Raw genomic sequence first — 23,941 nt, 5'->3', positions numbered from 1 at the left:
GCTGATCCAGATCCTGAGTTCCGCGCCAAAACGGGAGTTCATCCGCACCCGGCTCGGTTTTGAATTGAATGTAGCCGTGGGGGTGACCTCGACCCACTGTCTGCTGACCAGTGACGACACTACGGAGGAGCCGGCGGCCCCGCAACGACCGGACAGAGGACCGGACTGGATGGATCAGCCGACCGGCAACCGGCGTTACCGCTCATCTCACACGCTGGCGGGACACAAGCTGAGCCTGGAGGGATTTGATGAATCGATCCAGGAGACCGTCATCGCGAGCAGTGCCAATGTGCCGGGTTCCGGACAGGGTGGCGCGCCCCTCTGGGCTTCCCGGCAATCCGCGCAGCAGCATGAGGCCTACGCCTGCAAGACCGCTAACGAAAGTGCCGGTGGCTACTGTATCAACTGGCAGGGCATGCATGCCCCGAAGATCAAGATCGGCGAAGTCATCGGCGTACAATCGGCCACCAACAAGCACCAGCTTGCGATCGGCATCAGCCGCTGGGCGAGAAACCTGCCCGGCCAGGGACTCCAGCTTGGCCTGCAAATGATCGCCCCGAGCGCCGCCGCGGTCCTGATCCATTACCTGGCAGGCGATGACCCGGCCAGCCACCCGCACAAGGGCCTGCTGTTGCCGGAACTGGCGGCTTCGAAGCAGCACGCCTGCCTGATATTGCCCACCCTGCCGTTCAAAACCGGTGATCTGGTGATGATCGTCAATGCGGAGGGGACCGAACGCAAGGCCAGACTCAACCGCCTGGTTGAGACGACCGGGGCCTTTGCCCAGTTCCACTTCGACCCGATAGGATCAAACTCGAAGTGCGCTTAATTAAGGGCTCGCGCAGGCATACCGCAGTATCGAGGGTGTCGCGGAGTTACTTTGGGCGCCATGTCGCCACGGCACACTTTGCAGGCAATGGCGCTCCATTGCCATAACGCCTGACACTGCCGACGGGGTCCCGTGGAGACAGAATAAGCCTGCCAATCCCACACCTGCCCGAATGGTTTGTTGCATTCCCCCGCAATTACGCGCTTGGCGAAAATAAGTGGCTCAAACTGGATGGCCATTGACAGTTATCGCCCAGGCAGCCCTACCTCAACAATCTGCCTACCGTATCCGTACTTCTGATCGCGAGCCTGAACCAGGACCGTTTTGACGTTGGACGGGATCTTCACCGAGTAGAGATCCCGAGTGAAAGGCTGCTCGCTCTGATGATCGTGCCAGAGCTTGCGCTCGCCAAGGACCTCACCATCTTTGGTAGTTACACGGAACCCATCCGCGTAGCGGCTTGGAGTATCGTATGGCGAAGAAATCGTTACATCGAAGTTGAACATTCCACTTGATGTCGCGCGGACCTTCGTCGACAGAACATCCGGGAATTGCTGTTCGGCGCAGGCAATCCCTGGCGCAAGTATGCCAAGCCCGAGGGCCGCAATTATGGCGAGTGCTGTACGACGGGAAAAGCCGGCACGGACCTCACGAACCGTCAATATGTGGTCGCCATAGGAGCAGTTGATGCGTCTGGAAACCAGGCATCCATTTCGCTCATATTTTGAAACCGGATGTTCGCGCATTATCTTACCCTCCCTGATCGAACGAACTTGAGCAAGTTGCTGGCCTGAGGGTTCTGACGCCCTGCAAAGCGAACACTCCTCCAATCATTAAAAGGTTAGCAAAGCATTTGGACAACCAGCGCCCTGGCCGGCCTGCTGTGGGATCGCCTTGGAGCGTCTTTTACCTTCCATGTCGGCGCCCTCTTCTGTCTACTCGCCCTGGCGGTTATGACGTTTCGAAGACCGCGCGGTCAGACGCCTGCCCGAAAGGACGGTCCACAGGGCCATGGCCTATAAGATCGAAGCGCCCAGCATTGATCAGGGAGGCCTTGCGATCAAACATCGGCAGGCTTACTCCTTCTCCAGCCCCTTAAGCAGCAGTTCCCTGGCTTGGTCGCCGGAGGCAGCTCGTTTGGCGGTGTACTGCCCGAATACCATGCCGTGCAAGAGCGGCTCTTTTCCTTTCTCGTTAAAGATGGCGAGAAACAGGCTGTCACCAAACTGGTCGATTTTCAACGCCAGCCTCTCCTTGCCGTTCGCGAATCCTGCCACCACCCCGTCCAGTGCCGTACCCACCAGTACATATCCAGCCCTATTCAGCGCCTGGACCACGCTCCCAAGCAGCTCTTCCCGTGACAGACCCTTGTACTCGACATACAACCCGTTCTCGTCGGTCTCCTTTTCAACCTGCACCATGCCCCGATCCGTGATATTGAGGTTTGCCCAATTGGCAGGCAGCTGTGGGGCGGCAAAAGCCGCCATGGCCAGAAAGCCGGAAGCGATTATGAGCTTTTTCATCTCTCCCTCTCTTCGAGTTCAACATTAAATTTCCAATGATCGCATTCCGCGTGGATGGATTCGGTCAGTTTAAAAACAGCTATCTTATCGCTTGCTCGGGAATATACCCCAAAACTGTACCAGCAGCTTTGGGATTGCCCGGAAAGTTAACCCACACAGCATTTTTCTGCGTACAGAAGCGATGTCCGCGCGGCATGATTCCGGTGGCACCGGACAACTCGTGAACCACCTGATCCGGCGCTGCGCGTGACCCCAGAGAAAATTCCGCCCCCTTCCACCCCATGAATTTGGAGAGTAGCATGGTCCAGCAGTGACCTGTTTAACATACTGACCGGTATTGAGGTGCGTCCATGAAAGAACTGGTATGGGACAAAACCCTGAGCGTCACGGTCGATGAGATAGACGAAGACCATAGACGCCTGGTGGAGTTGCTCAACCTCTTCAGCCATTCCGTGGCGGAGGCTGAATCTCCAGAGTATCGTGAGGCCCTGCTTGAGGAACTGATCGCCTGCACCGTCTGGCACTTCCGGCACGAGGAACGCCTGATGCTGAAATACCAGTACCCGGATATCGCCGCGCACAAGGCCGAACACCAGGAACTGATCAAAAGTGCGACCGCATTTCAGCAGAAGTACCTGCAGGATGGTGGAAAGATGAGCGACGCGGACTTCGAGTACCTGGAGCACTGGCTGACCGAGCACATCCTGATTGTCGATATGAAAATGGGGGAATGGCTCGCCGGGGTGATGTAGCGGTTAACGGTCGCTGGCCCCTTTAATTCTGAATTCCCGTGCGCGCCGAATATCGGCACGCACGGAACGAACGAGCATTCCTTATCCCTTCTGCACCCAAAACGTACACCAGCCGCTCGGACTGATTTGGCCATCGACGAGCTTACAGGTATTAGATTCGGCAATGAAATGGAGACACTTCTGGCAGGACTGCTCGTCTTTTGGCTGGTCCTGGTACTGCGCTTGCTCTTTGCTCACCTTGGCACCGGACGACCCGCCCTGGCTTTCACTGGTCGCGCCCGGGGTGGTCGGCGTGGTCGCGGGCGCGCTGGAATCGCCCCCAGACTGCTTCGGCGTTTGCGGGCTTTCATCGTCGCCGCATCCTACCAACAACGCAGGCAGTAGGAGCGCACAGCCTGTGGCGACTGCATTCCGCAAGACTATTCGTCGCTGTTGATCATGAGTTTTCATGTATAACCTCCCTATTCGAGTCAAACACACGGCCGCGTCCACACGTTTCAGTACAGACAGACGGACCGTTCATAAGGCCACGCTCAGGGTCCCGCGGCACACCCCGCAGGGGAGCTGCTACCCCGATGGACGACAGCCTGCAATCCGAATCCGGGCAGCAACACCGTGAGCCCGGCAACTCGTTTCATTCACCCTTGGGCTTGACCTCCAGATTATTCGCCACGTCACGCACGCCTTCCACCTCGCGAGTCAGCTCTTCGGCTCGCGCCTTCTCGTCCCGACTCTCTACGAAGCCGCTAAGCTGGACGTTCCCACGATAGGTGTCGACGTTGATCCGTAAGACGCTGGTGCTGGGGTCATCGGCCAGTTTGGCGTTCACCTTGGTGGTGATGGTAGCGTCGTCGATGAATTCGCCGGTGCTGCGCTGCGTCTCGGTACCCACGCATCCGCCAACCAACAGGCTCAACAGCAAGACAAAAGGAAACAAGAGAGAACGACTGGAAAGAATAGACATAATCGTGTACTCCTTTACAATCCAGAGGCCATTCGAAAGTTCGCGGCGCATGCGTCATACACAGCAAGATCGGACACAACGCAAATCGCAAAGTTCCCGCAGTCCTTCTATTCCACAGCGCCCCGGCAATCCGCATCGTCAACCTGGTCCCATCCACCAGACCGCCCCAGTCTGATGACAACTCCGGCGATTCAGCCCAGGAATCCTGGCCGGGGCACCACAGTAGAGGGTATCCATGTCGGTGATGGTTTCCGGGGGGATTCGAACTGTGCCGCTGAGCCGTTGAATCCACCGCCACTACTTTTCGTACGGATTACCGGATTACCTGGGGAATGGCTTGCCGCGGTGATGTAGCAGCTAAAGGACTTTGACCCGAATTCTACTTAGTTAAGCCGGTATACACCTGCTTCCGTCATTCCGGCGCAGGCCGGAATCCAGGGAAACTGCCTCCATCGAGTCGCCTGGATCCCGGCATTCGCCAGGATGACGGTGGTTCTGGGCTTAACTAAGTAGCATTAGACTTTGACCCATTAAACGCTCCGGATGAAGCGGGTCGGGTCCTCGGCGTCGCCATCGTACCAAAGGCAAATCATGTTTTTTGCTGGTTTCGTCAAGCCACTCATCCATCGTAATGAGCCGCCTTCGCCTGACCTCACCCATTCCCTTGCTAATATTACGACCCGCTTCGAGTGCCATTCGTTCGATCCGGTCAACAGGGCCAAACACCACGGGAACAAATCGCGGGTGTACCGGATTCTCTCCGCTGAGGACCCTTATTATATTTGCCAAGTGGGCACTATAGGGACAGCTCTCAGTTGCCGGAGTGACTGGGTTGTGCGGGATCAGGGCAGGCACGGGGCCTGCCCCTACGATTTGTCACAACGGGGATTCAGTCATTGTCCCCGCTGTAACGCTGATCCTCCGCCTGCTGCTGGCGGGCGATCTCGGCCTGGCGGCGCGCTTCCCACACTTCCTGGCGTTCGTCCATACGCTTCTCCCAGACACCGCCCTTTTCCGGGATGGTGCGCAGGCCGAAGAACACCTGTTTCATCAGCCGGGTACCGAACTGCATCAGGGAGACGTCCTCTTTTTCCAGCACTTCGTAGAGCGAATCCTCCAGGTCGTAGGTGGCCTTGAAGTTGTCGCTCATGACAAAACGGCGGAAGCGGTCCATGTCGAATGAGCACATGAAGTACATCTGCAGGGTCGCCTCGGGCGGTTTGCCGACGCTGGGGCCGCCGGAGCGTTTCATCAGCATCAGCTGCTGCCACTCGCGATTCATTTCGTCGTACTGGGCGGTCTCCTGCTCGATCAGGTACTCCTGCACGGTCAGCTCGCGCTCCTCATCATGGCCCTTGCAGTGCTCCTCCTTCACCAGCACATAGTCGACATGCTCTTGCTTGGCGCCGGTATCGAGACGGATCATGTTACCCAGCGGGTAGTAGCGGCAGGCGGTGGGGCGGTCCTGGTAGACGCTGCAACCCCCGTCGGTCATGAACAGGCAGGCGCCTTCATTGGTGGTGCGCAACTTGACGCCGGGCAGGCCGTCCTGGTCCATCTGGAACGGCACGGTGTGTTCCTTGAGAAACTCGGTACTGCTTTTTCCGAGGTGCTGTTTCAGGCGGATAATGTCGTAGGGGGTCAGGGTGATGTCGGCGTTGCTGCAACAGGCGTTGAAGCAGGAGATCCCCTTGTGGCACTTGAACTTGAGGGTGGAGCCCAGATCCAGCATGTTGGGCACTACATTGCTTTGAAACGGGATGTCGAATTTTTCGCTCATGGGAGCCTCGGATTGCAGCGTGTAAATCAATAGGGACAAGAAATCCACTGGCGGAGATACGGGCCGGTGCGTCCTGACTTCTCTGCCAATACTAAACTATTTGCCAGCTATTCAGCTATTCGGGAAAGACCGGGGAACTCGATGGGCTGAGCCGGGGAACCCCAACGCAACTCTTTTCAGCTACGATGTTGGGGTTCGTTCCTCACCCCAACCTACGGACCTGTTCGCTATAGTAACCCCTTTCCCGGCCTTCCATGGAAAGATCCTGTAAATAAAAAAAGTCCGGGCGCCTTGCGACACCCGGACTTCCTTGCCATCAGGCTGTCAAATAAGGCTTATTTGAACAGCTTGGACTTGTCGACCAGATCGACATGGGCGCGCTTGAAGCAGGTCCAGGTCTTGGTCTCCTTGTCATAGATGGAGTTCACGAAGCACTTCCAGTTCTCCTCGTCCACGAAGTTCTTATCCATGCGGTAGTAGAAACCGGGATAACGGGATTCCTGACGGAACTGAATGTGTTTCATGTGCGCTTCGGCAGTCAGTATGCGGTGGTAGTTCTCCCAGGCGCGAAGCAGTTCGTGCAGGTCTTTCGCACGCATCTTCAGGGAGTCTTCCTTCAGCATGCCCAACTTCTCTTCCGCAATCGCCAGCATGTGCTCGTTGGTGGTGTAGTAGGTGGCAACACCGGCAACGTACTCATCCATGATCTTCTGCAGACGGAACTGCAGCATACGCGGAGTGATGTAGTTGGGGTTGACGTCAATCGCGGTGGTGTAATCCTTGAACTCCAGGAAGTTACGTACCGGACGATAGATTTCCGTCACCAGATCCTCAACGCTGGTCTCCAGCTCGGGGGTGTAGCCCTGGTTGTCCATGACAAACTGCACCATGGACTTGGCGCACATACGACCCTCGGCGTGTGAACCGGAGGAGAACTTGTGGCCGGAGGCGCCCACGCCGTCGGCGGCGGTGAACAGACCCTGTACGGTGGTCATGCCACGGTAGCCCCAGTTCCAGCCCTTGGGCAGGTGTGCAGGCACACCGTCCATGGTCTCGTCAGTCGGCGCGCCCACGTCGGTCGGACCGGAGACCCAGATGCCGCAGCAGCCGGAGTGTGAACCCAGCAGGTACGGTTCGGTCGGCATCAGCTCGGAGTTTTTCTTCTCCGGCTCGACGTTCTCACCCGCCCAGATACCGCACTGGCCGATACACATATCCAGGAAGTCTTCCCAGGCCTCTGCCTCGAGATGCTTGACCTCACGGGGGGTCAGGGTCTCACGCAGGTTGGCCAGAGCGGTGACGGTGTCCATCCAGATCGGACCACGACCTTCACGCATCTCTTTGAGCATCAGGTGGTTACGCAGGCAGGAAGCCGGTACAGCGGCCTGACCGTAAGGAGGATAGTCGTCCAGCATCTCCTTGTTGCGGTCCATGTAGACTTCACCGAAGGCGTTGGTGGCCTTGGATTTGAACAGCAGGAACCAGGCACCGACCGGACCGTAACCGTCTTTGAAACGGGTCGGTACGAAGCGGTTTTCCATCAGGGTCAGCTCAGCGCCGGCCTCGGCCGCCATGGAGTAGGTGGAACCGGCATTCCATACGGGATACCAGGCACGGCCCTGACCCTCACCGACTGAACGGGGACGGAAGATGTTGACACAACCACCGGCCACCAGCAGGCAGGCCTTGAACTTGTAGACGAACAGCTTGTGGTCACGCACCGAGAAACCGACGGCACCGGCAACGCGGTTCTTGTCGTTCTTGTCGTTGACCAACTTGACGATGAACACGCGCTCCTGGATGTTTTCGATACCCAGGGCCTTCTTGGCGGCCTCGGCAACGATCCACTTGTAGGATTCGCCGTTGATCATGATCTGCCACTTGCCGGAGCGGACCGGCTTGCCGCCGTCCTTCAGCGGGGTCATGCCCTTGGAACCGTCGAAACGCTCACCGTTCTCGTCGGTCTTCCAGATCGGCAGGCCCCACTCCTCGAACAGGTGCACAGACTCGTCCACGTGACGGCCCAGGTCGTAGGTCAGATCGTCACGGGTGATACCCATCAGGTCGTTGGAGACCATACGGGCGTAGTCCGCCGGATCCTGCTCGGAACCGATGTAGGTGTTGATGGCGGACAGACCCTGGGCCACGGCACCGGAACGGTCCATGGCGGCCTTGTCGACCAGTTTGACTTTGATATCCACGCCCTGCTTCTTGGCAGCGTCGACCCAGGGGCCGATCTCATAAGCTGCACCACAGGCGCCCATACCACCACCGATAATGAGGATGTCTACCTCTTCCTCGATGACTTCAGGATTTCCGAATTCACCAGCCATTTGAATTTCCTCTTTATTCTAAAAACTTTACAAATACAGTTCGGCTATGCCGCAGCTTACTTCTTGATCAGTTCGCTGGCATCGCCAGCGCGGTAACCGTTGCACTGTACGAAGAAGCCGGATTCGGCGATCTTGGAAATATCAGCCTCTGGCTTGCCACCATAAGGATCGATAGAGCCTTCCGGGGTGGTGCGGATGGGGAACTTGAAACGCTTCATGGTGCCGTTGCGGAACTTGATGGTCCACATGATCGAGTCGGTACCACGCAGTGGCTGCACGGACGCGCCCAGCGGTACGATATCGGCATAGGGACGCGCTTCAATGGCCTGCTGCGGGCAGATCTTGATGCAGGAGTAACACTCCCAGCACTGGTCCGGCTCCTGGTTGAAGGACTTCATGGCATGACCGGTCAATGAGCCGTCCATGTCCAGTTTCATCAGGTTATGCGGGCAGATGTACATACAAGCGGTCTTGTCCTGACCCTTGCAGCCATCACACTTATCAGTACGCACAAATGTAGGCATGGTACTTATTCTCCTAGTTTCACTGCAGTGTTAAAATCACCACCTGACATCAGTGGCGTTTTCTCGAGTCGATACCCGGCTCGCGGGAAGATGCTCAATTCGGTATTTTTCTCTGGTTGATCCACGACCTGCAGGGTCCGTAAACCAGCGACTTGATCTCATGGCGACCTTTCGGTCCAGCCATTCGGGACATAAACGCCACTTCGGCGTCAGTGCATTCCAGACATCAGGAGGGACAACATAAAGATTTGCTAATAAAAGTGCCAAACAATAGTTTTGGGCGGGGCATAAACCCTGTTTATTCGCAGGATAAGCATTTGATGATGGACCCGCCGCGGCACCTCGGTTATGGTGGGTCAAAGTCATTTAACACCCTGTCGGTCATGAAAAATCTACCCCCCAAACATCAGCAGATCATTACCCTGCACGCCCCCTTTATCTGCCAGGTGGTGCAGCTGGCCCAGCAGCCCCACAACCGGGCCGCACTGGAGCAGTTGTTGCAGCAGGCCGAGGCGAGCGGCTGGCACACTTTGACCCGGGTGATCAGACAATTCACAGACGGTCAACGGGAACTCGGTGCCCTCAGGGGACTGGACGAGGAGGACCAGGTGATCGCCGAGGCGATCCTGCGCGGCCTGCAGGATCCCGCCACCCTGCCAGACCCCAGCGCCCGCCCGGAACCCGCCCTCGCCGCCCCCGGGCTGGCCGGGATGATCCAGGCCGCCGGTAGCGGCAATGTGGAGGCCCTGACCCTGATCTCCGAGATGGCAGAGCAGATGCGCCGCGCCGGCGGCCCGATGGCGCGGCTGGCGGCGGTGATCCGCCCGCTGATCAACGGCGAGCGCGATGCCGACAAACTGTGCAAGGGGATGAATGAGCAGACCCGCCAGCTGACCCTGGATATCCTTGCCGAACTGGGCCGGAACCAGTCCCATTGAACGCCATGACCCGGACCCGGCCGCTGCTGCTGTGCGCCGCCGTCAGCGGATTTGTCACCGTGGCCCTGGGGGCGTTCGGCGCCCATGCCCTGGGCGACACCCTGTCGGGCCGGATGCTGACCGTCTGGCAGACCGGGGTGCAGTATCAGGGGCTGCACACGCTGGCGCTGCTGGCCGTCGGACTGCTGGCACTCCGCTTCCCCGCTGACCGATGGATCACACGGAGCGGCTGGCTGATGCTGGCGGGCATCCTGCTGTTCTCCGGCAGCCTCTACCTGATGGCCCTGAGCGGCATCCGGGTGCTGGGTCTGGTCACCCCGTTTGGCGGGCTCTGTCTGCTGGCCGGCTGGGCCACCCTGGCTTACGCCATCTACCGGCTGCCCTCCTGACACCCCACAGACGACACGCCTCCGTTACTTTGGGTTATGCTAAGCGCCATGACCACCCGATTGCTGATCATTGAAGACGACGCCTCCCTGAACCAGATGCTGCAGCTCCATTTCGAGGAGCAGGGCTTCGTGGTGGAGGGAACCGCGCGCTGTGACGAGGGACTCGAGCGGATCAGGGCGGCCGCCTACGATCTGCTGCTGCTGGATCAGAAGTTGCCGGACGGACAGGGCATCGACCTGTTGCGCCAGATCGGCGAGGAGTCACTGAACCAGTGCGTGATCATGATTACCGGCCAGCACGACCTGGAGCTGGCCATCGAGGCGATCAAGCTGGGGGCGGTGGATTTCATCCACAAGCCGATCAAACTCGGCGAGCTGCGGCATGTGGTGGAGCGGGTGCTGGAGAACCAGCGCCTGGCGCGCGAGGTGAAGGCGCTGCAGTCCGAACGTCCGGAACCGAAGAGCCACCAGGAGCTGATCGGCCGCGGTGAGGCGATGCTGCAGGTGAGCAAGGAGATCGCCCTCAGCGCCGGCAGCAACGCCACCGTGCTGATCACCGGCGAATCCGGCACCGGCAAGGAGGTGGTGGCCCGGCTGATCCACAACCACTCCGGGGTGCCGGGTCCCTTTGTTGCCATCAACTGCGCCGCCATCGTCGACACCCTGCTGGAGAGCGAGCTGTTCGGCCACGAGAAGGGGGCCTTTACCGGCGCCAGCGAGCGCAAGCAGGGCAGGTTCGAGCTGGCCCAGGACGGTACCCTGTTTCTGGACGAGATCGGCGAACTGGCTCCCGCACTACAGGCGAAACTGTTACGGGTACTGCAGGAGCAGACCTTCGAGCGGGTCGGCGGCAGTCAGCAGCTCCGCACCAATGCACGCATCATCGCCGCCACCCACCGCGATCTGTTCGCCGAGGTGGCGGCTCGGCGCTTCCGCGAGGATCTGGCCTACCGGCTGAAGGTAATCTCCATTCACTTGCCACCGTTGCGCGAGCGGTTGGAGGATATCCAGCTGCTGGCCGAGGCGCTGGTGGAACGGATCGCCCGCAAAATCCACAAACCGGTCGCGCAACTCACCGACGCCACCCTGGCCGCGCTCAAGGCCTACGACTGGCCGGGTAACGTGCGCGAATTGGAAAACCTGCTGACCCAGGCGCTGGTGCATGCCAGGACCGATGTCCTCACACCCGATCTGCTGCTGTTCCCGCAGTCGAATCAACCCGGCCCCCAGGCCACCTCCGCCAACACCGGCGCCGGCACCCCGGTGGAGCGGACCCTGGATCAGGTGGAAGCGGAGCATATCCAGCGCGTGCTGGAGTATACCCGGGGCCACAAAGGCAACAGCTGCGAGATACTGGGCATCTCCCGTCCCGCCCTGGACCGCAAGATCAAAAAGTACGACCTGACCCTTCCCTAAGGACTCGCGGAATTCGATCGTAGGGCCAGGCCCCCGTGTCTGCCCGGGCCGATGCCCCATGACCACAAGGGCAACCACAGGGGGTTGCCCCTACCAAAAACGTTAGGGAACAGGGACCCGGGACCGGGCCAAATCAAATCGTTACGTTTAACGTTTCGTTACAACACTTCGTTACAAAAATTCTCCTGGAAAATAGGTATAATTACTTACATTTCAATATGTTACAAACATGGCACGACTCCTGCTCTACTCCTTGCAAGCAACCATTTACAACCCATGCAAGGAATCACAATGAGCAATCTCGCCCTGCTACAAACCTGGAATGACACCACTGCCCAGACCGGCCGCGACGACCACCGCCAGTTCAACGCACTGGCCCGCCGCTACGCCCAGGACCTGCAGCGTTACGCCCACTGGCTGGCCGGTGACAAACATACCGCCGAGGATCTGGTCCAGGAGACCCTGCTGCGGGCCTGGAAATCGCTCCACCACCTGCAGAATCCGCAAGCGGCCAAGGGCTGGTTGTTCACTATCCTGCGACGCGAAAATGCCCGTCGCTTCGAACGCAAGCAGCTGCAGGAGTCGGATATCCCGCTGGAGACCCTGGAGTCGAACGACAACTACTATGACACCTCCACCGAGGCCTTCGTACTGCGCCGGGCGATAGAGGAGCTGCCGGCAGAGTATCGCGAACCCCTGGTGCATCAGGTCATAGGAGGCTATTCTCAGAAGGAGATCGCCGAGAAACTGGGCCTCAGCTCGGCGGGCGTCGGCACCCGGCTGTTCCGGGCACGCAATAAACTAAAACAAGCCTTGGTCGCCTGAATCGGATGAACCCCGCACAACATCTGCTCATCGTGGAAGACAACCGCTCCCTGCGGCAGATGCTCACCTGGGAGTTTGAAGACCTGGGCTACCGGGTCACCGCGACCGACTGCTGCACGGCCGCGATCGCCGCTGCCGAGACGGGCCAGGTGGACCTGGGGCTGCTGGATTACAACCTGCCGGACGGTTGCGGCATGGAGCTGGTGGAGCGGCTGCGGGCCCTCAATCCGGCCATGCGCATCATCCTCTGCAGCGGCTTTGTCACCGCCCTGGAATGCGACCAGCCGTGCTGCCGCTTCCAAGCCAAGCCGGTCAGCGCCCAGCGGCTGCACCGGCTGTTCCAGTCCGATGCCGAGTGGCCGGCAAGTTGCACCCCGCATCCTGGCGGTGGCGTCCCGTCCTAAAAGACCAGGGTAAATCCCGGCTATAGGGCCTGCCCTTTACCCATAAGTGGGCCGGACTGCATTCGGGCGTAGGATGGGTGGAGCGCCCCCATGAACTCTCCGCTGGCTCCCTCTCCGGCGCGCAACCCATCGCGCACCTGCATCCGCATCCGAAGAAGGGTTACGGCGCCGCCCAGCCGCCACGGACAGCCTCCAACAACGGTGGCGCGCGCCTCCACCCATCCTACACACGTGTTCATCGGCATTTGTGGGTAAAGGGTAGCCCTAGGCTGCCAGGTGTCGGCCTCAGTCGATCGCCTCGTCCAGCAGTTCGATCCAGTGCCGCACGGACCGACTCGTGCCGCTCTGCAGGTGCAGCTGACACCCCACATTGGCCGAGACGATCAACTCCGGCTTCCCCGCCTGCAGCGCCGCCAGCTTGTTGTTCAGCAGCTGTTGCGAGAGCTCGGACTGCAGGATCGAATAGGTCCCGGCGGAGCCGCAGCAGAGGTGGCTGTCGGCCACCGGGGTCAGCTCGAAACCGAGGCGGGTCAGGATCGCCTCCACCCGCTCGGCCAGCTGCTGGCCGTGCTGCAGCGAGCAGGGGGAGTGATAGGCGATCCGCCGGCCGCGCCGGGGGAGGAACAGATCCTCCAGCGGTTCCGCCTCCAGCACCTCGCACAGGTCCCGGGCCAGTTCGGAGACCCGTTGCGCCTTCCCGGCGTAGGCCGGATCGTGGCGCAGCAGCGCGCCGTACTCCTTGACCTGGGTGCCGCAACCGCTGGCGCTGATCAGGATCGCCTCGGCCCCGGCCTCGATATGCGGCCACCAGGCGTCGATATTGCGCCGCATGAAGCCGGCCGCCTCGTGCTCCGCCGCCAGGTGTTGGCTGACCGCACCGCAACAGCCCTGGGCGGCGGGGGCGATCAGGGAGATGCCGAGCCGGTCCAGCACCCGGGCCGCGGCCGCGTTGGTATTGGGTGTGGCCACGGACTGGGCGCACCCCTCCAGCACCAGCAGGGTCCGGGCGTGCCGCGTCGGGGGTCGGGACGACGGCGCGACCCGGGCTGGCAGCTTCCGGCGCAGTTTCGCCGGCAGCAGCGGCCGCAGCCGTTGCCCCAGCCCGAGCAGCAGGGCGAAGCGTTGCGGGTAAGGCAGCACCTGGCGCAGACCCCAGCGCACGGCACCGGCGAACGCGGAGCGCCCGACCTGCCGCTCCACCACGCCGCGGCCGATATCCAGCAGACGCCCATAACGCACCCCGGAGGGGCAGGTGGTCTCGCAGGAGCGGCAGGTGAGACAGCGATCCAGATGGCGCTGGGTCCGTTCGCTCACCGGCTCCCCTTCCAGCACCTGTTTGATCAGGTAGATGCGTCCCCGGGGACTGTCCAGCTCATCGCCCAGCAGCTGATAGGTGGGGCAGGTGGCGGTGCAGAAACCGCAGTGCACGCAGCTCCTGAGGATGGCATCCGCCTCCCGGCCGTGGGGCGTGTCGAGATAGCTTGGCAGCAGGTTGGTCTGCATCAGAACTCCGGATAGAGCCGGCCCGGGTTGAAGATCCCCTGGGGATCGAAGGCCAGCTTTAACTGTTGATGCAGCTGCATCAGCGGTCCGGGTAACGGGTGGTTGACCGCCCCGTTTCTATCGCCACCACGAAACAGCTGGGCATGACCGCCGTGCTGAACGGCGACCTCACGCAGCCGCTCGGCCAATTGCTCGGTCGGCTGCTCGACAAGCAGCCAGCGCTGGGCGCCGCCCCAGTCGATGAACTGCTTGCCCGGCAGGCCCAGGGGGGGCGCACCGGGGGCGATCGAAAGCCGCCAGAGCGGCCGATCGTTGTCGAAAAAGGGATGCTCCAGCTCGCGCACCCGCCGCCAGAAGCCCGCCCCATCCGCCAGCACCTCGCCACCCAGTTGGGTTTGCGCGGCCCTGACGCCCGGCGCGGAACCGGACAGCCGCAGATAGAGTTGCAGGCCGTCATAGACCGCGCCGCTCAGCGGCAGCGGCGTCCCGGCCAGCCGGTTCATCCGTTCGATGGCCTGCGCTTCCGTGCACGCCTGCACCAGGGTGCGCTCCGTCTCCGGCAGCGGCAGCACCTTCAGGCTGACATCCAGCAACAGCCCGAGGCTACCCATGGCCCCCACCATCAGCCGGGAGAGATCGTAGCCGGCCACATTCTTCATCACCTCGCCGCCGAAACGCAACCGTTCGCCGCGGCCGTTGATCAGGGTAACCCCGAGGACAAAGTCCCGTAGCGCGCCGGCATAGGGTCGGCGCGGCCCCGACAGGCCGCAGGCGGCGCTGCCGCCCAGAGTGGCGGACGGCCCGAAATGGGGCGGCTCGAACGCCAGCATCTGCCCCTCGGCAGCCAGCAGCGCCTCCAGCTCGGCCAGCCGGGTGCCGGCGCGGACCGTGATGACCAGCTCGCGCGGTTCGTAATTGATCACCCCCCGGTGGGCGGTCAGCTCCAGCGGCGTACCGGTCGCCCGGCGCCCGAAAAACCCCTTGCTGCCGGAACCGCACAGCTGCAGCGGCCGCCCGAGTCCGGCCGCCTCGGCCACGCTCTGACACAGGGTCTGACTGATGTCGTTGGCTGCGATTTCCATGCTATGCCCCGTGATCCCTGACGTCCTGATCCTGCTCGTCCTGATCCCGCGCGCGCTGATCCCGAGCACTGGGCGGGGTCAGGGTATCGCTGCCCAGCGCCTTGTACTCGGAACAGTGGCGCGGCTGGGGGACCGCCTTGCCGGGGTTGAGCAGGCCGTGCGGATCGAAGGCCCGTTTCACCGCATGGAACTGGGCCAGTTCGGCGGCGCTGAACTGCACGCACATCTGGTGGATCTTCTCATGCCCCACCCCGTGTTCGCCGGTAATGGTGCCGCCGACCCGCACGCACAGCTCGAGAATCTCGGCACCGAGATCCTCGGCCCGCTTCAGTTCGCCCGGGCGGTTGGCATCGTACAGGATCAGCGGATGCAGGTTGCCATCGCCGGCGTGGAACACATTGGCCACCGGCAGCTGGTAGTGTTCCGACAAGCGGCTGGTCTCCAGCAGTACCTCGGCCAGACGCTTGCGCGGCACCGTGCCGTCCATGCAGTAGTAATCGGGCGAGATGCGTCCCACCGCCGGAAAGGCCGACTTGCGCCCCTTCCAGAACAGCGCCCGCTGCTCCTCATTCTCGGCCGTGCGCACCTCGGTGGCCCCGGAGTCGAGCAGCTGCTGGCGCACCCGGGCCAGGTGGGCGGAGACCTCCTCGTTGGCGCCGTCCAACTCGCATAGCAAAATCGCCGCGGCATCCACCGGATAGCCGGCATGCACGAAATCCTCGGCGGCGCGGATCGCCAGGCCGTCCATCATCTCCAGGCCGGCCGGGATGATGCCGGCGGCGATCACGTCCCCCACCGCGTTGGCCGCCTTGCTGACATCATCGAAGGCGGCCAGCAGCACCTGGGCGCGTTCGGGTGTCGGCAACAGTTTCACCAGCACCTCGACCACAATACCGAGCATCCCCTCGGAGCCGATCAGCAGCGCCGGCAAGTCGAAGCCCGGGGCGTCCAACGCCTCGGCCCCCAGGGTAACCAGCTCGCCCGTGGCGGTCACCAGCTTCAGTTGCAGCACATTATGCACCGTGAGGCCGTACTTGAGGCAGTGCACCCCGCCGGAGTTCTCCGCCACGTTGCCGCCGATGGTGCAGGCGATCTGCGACGAGGGATCGGGGGCATAATAGAGCCCCAGGCCCTCCACCGCCTGGGAGATGGCCAGGTTGCGCACCCCGGGCTGCACCCGGGCGGTGCGGTTGAGCGGGTCGATATGCAGGGTCCGGTTGAGCCGGGCCAGGCTCAGCAGCACGCCGTCGGCCAGCGGCAGGGCGCCCCCGGAGAGCCCGGTCGCCGCCCCCCGCGCCACCACCGGCACGCCGCGCTCGTGGCAGCACTGCATCACCTGCCGCACCTGTTCGGCATCGTCGGGCAGCACCACCAGCAGGGGCACTTGACGGTAGGCGGAGAGCCCGTCGCACTCGTAGGGGCGCAGCGCCTCCCGCTCATGCAGGATCCGCTGCGCCGGCAGGATCTGCCGTAGCGCCCTGATCAGGCCCGGCTTGTCGACGCTTGGGTTGACTCTGGGGGTATGGTCCATGGGGGTCACTACTTTCGCCAGTAGGCCGGTGACAACAGCACCAGCAGGGTGAAGATCTCCAGTCGCCCTAACAGCATAGCAAAGCAGAGGATCCATTTGGCCGGATCGTTGAGGTCGGTGTAGCTGGTCCCCACCGCGGCCAGTCCCGGTCCCAGATTGTTGATCGAGGCGGCGACCGCCGAGAAGGCGGTCATCAGGTCCAGGCCGGTGAGCGCCAGTGCCAGGTACATGAGGGTAAAGCTGGCCACGTAGAGGGCGAAGAAGCCCCACACCGCCTCCACCACCCGCGGGGTGATGGTCTTGGCGCCAACCCGGATCGGGATCTGGGCACTGGGATGGACCAGCCGGGTGATCTCGCGCAGCCCCTGCTTGATCAGCAGCAGGAAGCGGATCACCTTGATGCCGCCGCCGGTGGAGCCGGCGCAGCCGCCGATGAAGCTGGTGAACAATAGCACGATGGCGATGAATCCGGGCCAGAGCGAGTAGTCGGCGGTGGTGAAGCCGGCGGTGGTGCCGATGGAGACCGCCTGAAACAGCCCCTTGGTGAAGGCCTCGCCCCAGTCCGGATAGGTGCCGGTGCTGTACAGGGCCAACATCACCACCAGGGCCACGAACAGCAGTACCTGCAGATAGAAGCGGAACTCGCTGTCCAGCAGGTAGATACGCGGACTACGCCGGTTGACGGCGATGAAGTGCAGGGCGAAGTTGGCCCCGGAGAGCAGCATGAACAGCACCGCCACCATCTCGATCAGGGTACTGTCGAAATAGCCTATGCTGGCGTCATGGGTGGAGAAGCCGCCGATGGCGATGGTGGAGAAGGAGTGACCGATGGCATCGAACAGGCTCATGCCCGCGGCCCAGTAGGCCAGGGTGCAGGCGAGGGTCAGCCCGAGGTAGATGTACCAGAGCGCCTTTGCGGTCTCGGTGATGCGCGGCGTCAGCTTGGTATCCTTCATCGGCCCCGGGGTCTCGGCGCGATACAGCTGCATACCGCCGATGCCGAGCATCGGCAGTACCGCCACCGCCAGCACGACGATGCCCATGCCGCCCAGCCACTGCAGCTGCTGCCGGTAATAGAGGATCGACGGTGGCAGCTCGTCGAGGCCGATGATCACCGTGGATCCGGTGGTGGTGAGACCGGAGATCGACTCGAATACAGCGTCGGTGAGGGACATCTGGGGATCGACCGTGAGGGTGAAGGGGAGCGAACCGGCGATGCCGAGCACGCTCCAGAACAGCACCACCACCATGAACCCGTCGCGCAGCCGCAACTCGCGCTTCTGGTCCGGTACCGTGACCCAGGAGACGGCGCCGACCATGAGAATGATGATGAAGGCGATAAGAAACGAGGTGTAGGCGCCGTCGTCGTACCAGAGCGACACCAGCAGCGGCGGCAGCATGGTGGCGCTGAACACCATCAGCAGGATCCCGAGGATGCGTTGAATGGCGCTGAACTGCATGGCGCTCAGTCACCCCGCCGGCCGGCGCCGCCGCCGGTGGCCTGCGAATCGTCCCGGGGCACCCCCTTCATAGGAATGTGATACCCACCTGGAACAGCCGCTCGACCTCAGGGATCTGGCGCTTGTCCACCAGGAACAGGATGACGTGATCCTCGGACTCGATCACCGTGTCGTGGTGGGCGATCAGCACCTCGTCGCCGCGCACCACGGCGCCGATGTTGGTACCGCGCGGCAGCTTGATCTCCTCGATCGCCCGGCCCACCACCTTGGAGGAGCTGGGATCACCGTGGGCCACCGCCTCGATCGCCTCGGCCGCGCCGCGCCGCAACGAGTGCACCATCACCACATCGCCGCGCCGCACATGGGTCAGCAGGCTGCCGATGGTGGCCTGCTGGGGCGAGATGGCGATGTCGATCGGCCCGCTCTGCACCATGTCCACGTAGGCGGCGCGGTTGATCAGGGCCATCACCTTGCGCGCCCCCAGGCGTTTGGCCAGCATGGCGGAGAGGATGTTGGCCTCGTCGTCGTTGGTGACGGCGCAGAACACGTCGGTGCCCTCGATATTCTCCTCCAGGAGCAGATCCTCGTCGGCCACGTCGCCGTGCAGCACGATGGTCTTGGGCAGCTCCTCGGCCACCTTCTGGGCGCGCCGCCGGTCGCGTTCGATCAGCTTGACCTGGTAGTCGCGCTCCAGGGCGTGGGCCAGGCGCATGCCGATATTGCCGCCGCCGGCGAAGATCAGGCGCTTGAACGGCTTGTCCAGGCGCCGCAGTTCGCTCATCACCGCGCGGATGTTCTCCTTGGCGGCGACGAAGAAGACCTCGTCATCGGCCTCGATGACGGTGTCGCCCTCCGGCTGGATCGCCCGCCCCTGGCGGTAGATGGCGGCCACCCGCGCCTCGATATTGGGCATGTGGTCATACAGGGTGCGCAGCTCGTGGCCCACCAGTGGGCCGCCGTAATAGGCGCGCACCGCCACCAGGCGCACCCGGCCACCGGCGAAGTCCAGTACCTGCAGGGCACCGGGGTTCTCGATCAGGCGCATGATGTAGTCGGTGACCAGCTGCTCGGGGCTGATCAGCACGTCGATCGGCATCGCCTCGGGGGAGAACAGCTGGGGGTATTTGGTATAGCCGAGGGCGCGTACCCGGGCGATCTTGGTGGGGGTGCGGAACAGGCTGTAGGCCACCTGGCAGGCGACCATGTTGGTCTCGTCGCTGTTGGTCACGGCGAGGATCAGGTCGGCATCCTCGGCGCCGGCACGCATCAGCACCTCCGGGTGCGCCGCGTGTCCCTGCACGGTCCCCAGATCGAGCCGGTCCTGCAGTTCCCGCAGCAGCTCGGGGTTCTGGTCGACCACCGTGATGTCGTTGGCCTCGGAGGCCAGGTTGTTGGCCACCGATGTCCCCACCTGCCCGGCGCCTAGGATGATTATTTTCATTGTTTCTGTTCTGATTCTGTCCGGGTTGAGTCGATTCGCCGCCGCGGCCAGTCTGCACACTGTCCGGCACAAAGCGGCGAGCTTATTACCGTTTGTCCTTCACATCAATGCCCAGCGTCTTCAGTTTCCGGTAGAGGTGGGTGCGCTCCATACCCGACGCCTGGGCGATCTGGCTCACATTGCCGGCGTGTTTCTCCAACTGATATTCCAGGTAAGCCTTCTCGAACGCCTCCCGCGCCTGGCGCAGCGGCTGGTCGAAGGAGACCGGGAAGCGCGCCCCGCTCTCCAGCGCCAGGCCGACACTGCCCAACGCCGCCTCCACCTCATCCTGGGTGATCTCGTCACCGGCGCCGAGGATCAGCAGGCGCTGCACCAGGTTCTTCAGTTCACGGATATTGCCATGCCAGCTGTGATTACGCAGGAAGTTCTGCGCGCGCACGTCGAAGCGGCGGTACGGCAGCTTCTCGTGGGCCACGTAGCTGTCCACGTAGTAGGCGAGCAGCTCCGGCACATCCTCGCGGTGCTCGCGCAGCGGCGGGATGTGCAGCGGCACCACGTTGAGGTGGTAGAACAGGTCCTCGCGGAAGCGGCCGGCCTGCACCTCGTCCTGCAGGTTCTTCTGCGTGGCGGCGACGATACGCACGTCGATCTGCACCGGCTCGGAACCGCCGACGCGGAGAAAGGCGCCGCCGTCCAGCGCCCCGAGGAGCTGGGTCTGGGCCTCGATATCCATGTCCGCCACCTCGTCCAGGAACAGGGTGCCGCCACGCGCCTGCTCCAGCGCCCCGTAATGGATCTGCCCGCCCTGTTCACTGCCGAACAGCTCGCGCGCGGAGTTGCCGCGGGCGATGGAGGAGACACCGACATCGATGAACGGCCGGTCGCGGCGCACGCTCTGCGAGTGCAGATAGCGGGCGAAGGTCTCGCGCCCGGAGCCGGGCTCGCCGCTGATCAGCACCCAGGTGTCGTGCTGGGCGATCCGCTTCACCTGTTCCCGCAGCCGCTGGATCACCGCGCTGCGCCCGGTGGGTTCCACCACATGCTGGGTGTGGCGGCGCAGCCCGATGTTCTCCTGCTGCAGCTTGTCCACCTCCAGTGCCCGCTCCACGGTGAGCAGCAGCTTGGCCAGCGAGAGCGGTTTCTCCAGGAAATCGTAGGCGCCCAGGCGGGTCGCCTCCACCGCCGTCTCCACCGTGCCGTGACCGGACATCATGATCACCGGACAGGGCAGGCCGTCGTCCCCGTCCGACCACTCCTTGAGCAGCGAGATGCCGTCCACGTCCGGCATCCAGATATCCAGCAGCACCAGGTCGGGACGCCGGTCACGTAGCGCCTTGCGCGCGCTGGCGCCGTCCTCGGCCATCACCACGTCGTAGGCCTCGTCCTCGAGGATCTCCTTGACCAGGCTGCGGATATCCGGTTCGTCGTCCACCACCAGGATATGGGGTGCGCTGCTCATGGGGTTCTGCTCCTCGCATTGGGTCCGGCATACCGCTCGATACGGTCTGCATGGGGCGGTTCCGCGCCGATAGTGGGAAGTCTCAGGATCACGCTGGCGCCCCCCTGCGGGCGGTTTTCCGCCCAGATGGTACCACCATGCTCTTCGGCGATCTTCTTCACCACCGCCAGGCCCAGCCCGGTCCCCCGGGCCTTGGTGGTGACATAGGGTTCAAACAGGTGGGCCAGGATCTCGGCATCGAACCCGGGGCCGTTGTCCACCACTTCCAACTGGACAAAGCCACAATCATTGACCATTTTCAATGCTGTGCTGACCTTGATCCGCGGATTTTTTTCCCCGCTGACCGCTTCCTGGGCATTTTTCACCAGGTTGTGCACCACCTGGCGCAGCCGCACCGGGTCCGCCTCGACCCGGGTCTCGCCCGCCCCCAGGTGGATCACCAGGCCGGAGCTCAGGCCGGCGCTGCGGTACAGGTCCAGCACCTCCTGAACCAGGCCGTCCAGGTGTACCGGCTGCGGATCGATGCGCGAGGGCCGGGCATAGTCGGAGAAGGCGTTGACCATCTCCTTCATCGCCTCGACCTGGGAGACAATGGTGTGGGTGGCCCGGTCCAGCACATCGGCATCCTTGCCCTGCATCTTCTTCAGGTATTTGTGCCGCAACCGCTCCGCCGAGAGCTGGATCGGCGTCAGCGGGTTCTTGATCTCGTGGGCCAGACGCCGCGCCACCTCGCCCCAGGCGGCATCGCGCTGCGCCTTGAGCAGGTTGGTGATGTCGTCGAACACCAGGCCATAGCCCATCGACTCGTCGTCCGGCTGGGCCAGCGGGGTGCCGCGGCACAGCAGCACCTGGCGCCCTTCACCGCCGATCAGGGTGATCTGGCCGCGCCAGTCGCGCTGCTCCTGCTCCACCGGCCCGCGTACCGCCTCAATGAACTGGCGCAGGCGCGGAGACACCTCGGCCAGGGCGTCGGCATCCTCGCCCAGCATCCGCGACAGATCCACTTTCAGGATCTCCCCCGCCGCCTGGTTGGCGGTGCGCAGGTGACCGGCCGCATCGAGGGACATCACTCCCGAGGAGAGGCGCCCCAGCACCGTCTCCAGGTAGGTGCGCTGCGCCTCCACCTGGCGCTGGGTGCGCGCCGTCTCGTCGCGGGAGTGGGCGATGCGCCGCGACATCGAGTTGAACGAATCCACCAGGAAACCGAGTTCGTCGCGCGCCTTCGGCAGCGGCAGCTGCAGGCCATAGTTACCCTCCGCCACCTCGCGGGTGCCCTCGGCAATACCGGCCACCGGCCTGACCAGACGCCGGGCGGTGAAGAAGGCGGCCCAGATCGCCGCCAGCAGGCTGAACAGCAGCACCATCACCAGCGCCAGGGTGAAGGTGCTCTTCAGGCTCTTGCGCAGGAACGCCAGCTCCTTGTAACGGCTGTAGCTCCCCTCCACCTTGACGGTAAGATCGGCGATGGAACGGGAGATGGGAAAACGCGCCAGCAGCAGCCGGCCGCGGATCTGATCCGCGACCACGGCACGCACCTCCAGCTGCCCCTCCACGTTCGGGTTCGGCTCCACCCCGACGTAGTCCTCGCCGGAGCGGATCTGCTGCAGCATCGCCCCATCCAACCGGCTGGTGAGCAGGATACTGGGGTCGGCGTTGACGCTGGCGATCGGCCTGCCGTTGGCATCCATCAGCACCAGCTCGCTGGCGCCGAACTGCTCGCGCAGATCCTCCAGGCTAAGACTGAGGCCGGCCACCGAGGAGCCGGACAGCTCTTCCAGCAGCAGTTGAGCCACCTTCAGGCGCTCCAGTTTGTGCAGATCCAGGGAGGCCCGGCCCAGGCTGAGGGCATCCTCCATGGACTGGTCGATATGCACATCGAACCAGCTGTCGATGCCCTTGAGCAGAAACTGCTGGGAGTAGTAATAGACCACCGTCACCGGGGCCAGCGACAGCGCCACGAATACCACCACCAGGCGCAGCGCCAGCCGCGAGCCGGCCGCCTGGCGGCGGTAGCGGGTGATCAGCCGGACAATATTGAAGCTGACCACGATCACCATGGCAAACAGGCCGAGTACGCTGGTGACCAGCAGCGGGATGAACAGCCGGCTCAGCTCCTCGGTGTTCTGCAGGGCGCCGCTCATCAGGTGCAGCGAGACCAGCACTACCGCCAGCAGCAAGACCACCGGCAGCGCCCCGCTGGTCAGTCGTTTCAGGGCTGCAGGCGCCATAGGCTCCACTCACTGGACAGATTCCACGCCGGGCTCAGGTAGGCCAGGGGCCGCAGCGGCAAGGGCAGCGCCTCGATGTCCAGGCTGGACCTGAGGGACAGCCGGTAGGTCTCGCCCCGCTGCAGTTTCTCCACCCGTATCAGCTGCACATCCCGCACCCGGCCCAGGGCGGTGAAGGCCGCCTCGCGGGTGGCGAAGTACTGCTGGGTGCCGCTGGCGAGATCGGTCACCTGATAGAGGCCGTGCAACGCCTGGTACAGGATCCGGTAGCGCAGCCGGGCGTCCACCAGATCCGCCTCCCAGATCCAGGCGCCCTCGCGGCGCAGCTGGATATGCACCTCCAGGGTCAGCGGTACCCCGCTCTCCAGCGCCTCCAGCGGCTCGTCGCTGAACCGGTAACGGATGCTGGCCTCCATCAGGTAGACCCCTTCCACCTCATGCGCCGTCAGCCCCTCCACCTCGAACGCCTCCGCCAGCGCCGGCAGACTGAGGGTCAGGGCGGCACACAGCAGGAGCAGCCTGACGACGGTCCGCACGGGTCCGGCTTGTGACCCGACATG

General features: G+C 62.9%; 22 protein-coding genes. 7 read left to right on the top strand and 15 right to left on the bottom strand.

The annotated features are described in order from the left end of the window. The coding region (locus NPX02_RS17255; protein ID WP_335342597.1) for a hypothetical protein at positions 1–829 on the top strand (829 nt) is incomplete at its 5' end. Positions 830–1,074: 245 nt separating this feature from the next. Here NPX02_RS17255 and NPX02_RS17250 read toward each other — a convergent pair. Together NPX02_RS17250 and NPX02_RS17245 are read right to left on the bottom strand one after the other, a co-directional pair. Further along, positions 1,075–1,575 carry a hypothetical protein gene (locus NPX02_RS17250; protein ID WP_260295060.1) on the bottom strand — a complete coding sequence of 167 codons (501 nt, stop codon included), beginning with the start codon at positions 1,573–1,575 and terminating at the stop codon, positions 1,075–1,077. Between the two features lie 330 nt (positions 1,576–1,905). Continuing rightward, positions 1,906–2,352 carry a hypothetical protein gene (locus tag NPX02_RS17245; protein WP_260295059.1) on the bottom strand — a complete coding sequence of 149 codons (447 nt, stop codon included), beginning with the start codon at positions 2,350–2,352 and terminating at the stop codon, positions 1,906–1,908. 350 nt (positions 2,353–2,702) lie between these two features. Between NPX02_RS17245 and NPX02_RS17240 the strand changes: the two genes are divergently transcribed. After that, positions 2,703–3,104, top strand: a complete 402-nt coding sequence (locus NPX02_RS17240) for a bacteriohemerythrin (RefSeq protein ID WP_260295058.1) — start codon at positions 2,703–2,705, stop codon at positions 3,102–3,104. An 81-nt stretch (positions 3,105–3,185) separates the two neighbouring features. On the opposite strand, the gene NPX02_RS17235 is transcribed toward NPX02_RS17240, so the two are convergent. The 5 genes from NPX02_RS17235 to aprB form a co-directional block, all read right to left on the bottom strand. Then, on the bottom strand, positions 3,186–3,554 hold the full coding sequence (locus NPX02_RS17235; RefSeq protein WP_260295056.1) for a hypothetical protein: 369 nt from the start codon (positions 3,552–3,554) through the stop codon (positions 3,186–3,188). Positions 3,555–3,738: 184 nt separating this feature from the next. Then, on the bottom strand, positions 3,739–4,068 hold the full coding sequence (locus NPX02_RS17230; protein WP_260295055.1) for a BON domain-containing protein: 330 nt from the start codon (positions 4,066–4,068) through the stop codon (positions 3,739–3,741). An 889-nt stretch (positions 4,069–4,957) separates the two neighbouring features. Beyond that, positions 4,958–5,848 (bottom strand): YkgJ family cysteine cluster protein, encoded by an 891-nt coding sequence (locus NPX02_RS17225; RefSeq protein ID WP_260295054.1) that lies wholly within the window; start codon positions 5,846–5,848, stop codon positions 4,958–4,960. Positions 5,849–6,183: 335 nt separating this feature from the next. Beyond that, positions 6,184–8,181 carry an adenylyl-sulfate reductase subunit alpha gene (aprA, locus tag NPX02_RS17220; RefSeq protein ID WP_260295053.1) on the bottom strand — a complete coding sequence of 666 codons (1,998 nt, stop codon included), beginning with the start codon at positions 8,179–8,181 and terminating at the stop codon, positions 6,184–6,186. Positions 8,182–8,237: 56 nt separating this feature from the next. Next, the gene (gene aprB / locus NPX02_RS17215) at positions 8,238–8,705 is read right to left on the bottom strand and encodes an adenylyl-sulfate reductase subunit beta (RefSeq protein ID WP_260295052.1); all 468 of its coding nucleotides are present in this window, start codon (positions 8,703–8,705) and stop codon (positions 8,238–8,240) included. Between the two features lie 383 nt (positions 8,706–9,088). Between aprB and NPX02_RS17210 the strand changes: the two genes are divergently transcribed. From NPX02_RS17210 to NPX02_RS17190, 5 genes are all read left to right on the top strand, one after another. Then, positions 9,089–9,643, top strand: a complete 555-nt coding sequence (locus NPX02_RS17210) for a hypothetical protein (RefSeq protein ID WP_418067348.1) — start codon at positions 9,089–9,091, stop codon at positions 9,641–9,643. A gap of 5 nt (positions 9,644–9,648) precedes the next feature. After that, on the top strand, positions 9,649–10,032 hold the full coding sequence (locus tag NPX02_RS17205; protein WP_260295063.1) for a DUF423 domain-containing protein: 384 nt from the start codon (positions 9,649–9,651) through the stop codon (positions 10,030–10,032). 48 nt (positions 10,033–10,080) lie between these two features. Next, positions 10,081–11,448: a sigma-54-dependent transcriptional regulator gene (locus NPX02_RS17200; protein WP_260295050.1), complete on the top strand. Its 1,368-nt coding sequence runs from the start codon at positions 10,081–10,083 to the stop codon at positions 11,446–11,448. Between the two features lie 291 nt (positions 11,449–11,739). After that, positions 11,740–12,273 carry a sigma-70 family RNA polymerase sigma factor gene (locus NPX02_RS17195; protein WP_260295049.1) on the top strand — a complete coding sequence of 178 codons (534 nt, stop codon included), beginning with the start codon at positions 11,740–11,742 and terminating at the stop codon, positions 12,271–12,273. A gap of 5 nt (positions 12,274–12,278) precedes the next feature. Next, the gene (locus NPX02_RS17190) at positions 12,279–12,677 is read left to right on the top strand and encodes a response regulator (RefSeq protein WP_260295048.1); all 399 of its coding nucleotides are present in this window, start codon (positions 12,279–12,281) and stop codon (positions 12,675–12,677) included. Positions 12,678–12,962: 285 nt separating this feature from the next. Here NPX02_RS17190 and glcF read toward each other — a convergent pair whose 3' ends face one another. The 8 genes from glcF to NPX02_RS17150 form a co-directional block, all read right to left on the bottom strand. Beyond that, complete coding sequence (glcF, locus tag NPX02_RS17185; RefSeq protein ID WP_260295047.1) at positions 12,963–14,180, bottom strand: glycolate oxidase subunit GlcF; 1,218 nt, start codon at positions 14,178–14,180, stop codon at positions 12,963–12,965. Further along, positions 14,180–15,262, bottom strand: a complete 1,083-nt coding sequence (gene glcE, locus NPX02_RS17180; protein WP_260295046.1) for a glycolate oxidase subunit GlcE — start codon at positions 15,260–15,262, stop codon at positions 14,180–14,182. The genes glcF and glcE overlap by 1 nt, the downstream gene beginning before the upstream one ends. A 1-nt stretch (position 15,263) precedes the next feature. Next, entirely contained in the window at positions 15,264–16,793 is a 1,530-nt protein-coding gene (locus tag NPX02_RS17175; protein ID WP_260295045.1) for an FAD-linked oxidase C-terminal domain-containing protein, read from the bottom strand. An 8-nt stretch (positions 16,794–16,801) separates the two neighbouring features. Beyond that, positions 16,802–18,253 (bottom strand): TrkH family potassium uptake protein, encoded by a 1,452-nt coding sequence (locus NPX02_RS17170; protein ID WP_260295044.1) that lies wholly within the window; start codon positions 18,251–18,253, stop codon positions 16,802–16,804. Between the two features lie 67 nt (positions 18,254–18,320). After that, positions 18,321–19,694, bottom strand: coding sequence for a Trk system potassium transporter TrkA (trkA, locus tag NPX02_RS17165; protein ID WP_260295043.1), 1,374 nt, complete (start codon positions 19,692–19,694; stop codon positions 18,321–18,323). Positions 19,695–19,779: 85 nt separating this feature from the next. After that, positions 19,780–21,153: a sigma-54-dependent transcriptional regulator gene (locus tag NPX02_RS17160; protein ID WP_260295042.1), complete on the bottom strand. Its 1,374-nt coding sequence runs from the start codon at positions 21,151–21,153 to the stop codon at positions 19,780–19,782. Then, entirely contained in the window at positions 21,150–23,381 is a 2,232-nt protein-coding gene (locus NPX02_RS17155; RefSeq protein WP_260295041.1) for a sensor histidine kinase, read from the bottom strand. The genes NPX02_RS17160 and NPX02_RS17155 overlap by 4 nt, the downstream gene beginning before the upstream one ends. Then, the gene (locus NPX02_RS17150) at positions 23,363–23,917 is read right to left on the bottom strand and encodes a DUF4390 domain-containing protein (protein ID WP_260295040.1); all 555 of its coding nucleotides are present in this window, start codon (positions 23,915–23,917) and stop codon (positions 23,363–23,365) included. Before NPX02_RS17150 ends, NPX02_RS17155 begins: the two co-directional genes overlap by 19 nt. Positions 23,918–23,941 lie beyond the last annotated feature (24 nt).

The organism is Sedimenticola hydrogenitrophicus, from assembly GCF_025175675.1.
GTDB classification, from domain to species: Bacteria; Pseudomonadota; Gammaproteobacteria; order Chromatiales; family Chromatiaceae; genus Sedimenticola; species Sedimenticola hydrogenitrophicus.
The sequence above is the reverse complement of the archived record's forward strand: the minus strand, read 5'-3'. Positions and strand labels throughout refer to the sequence as shown.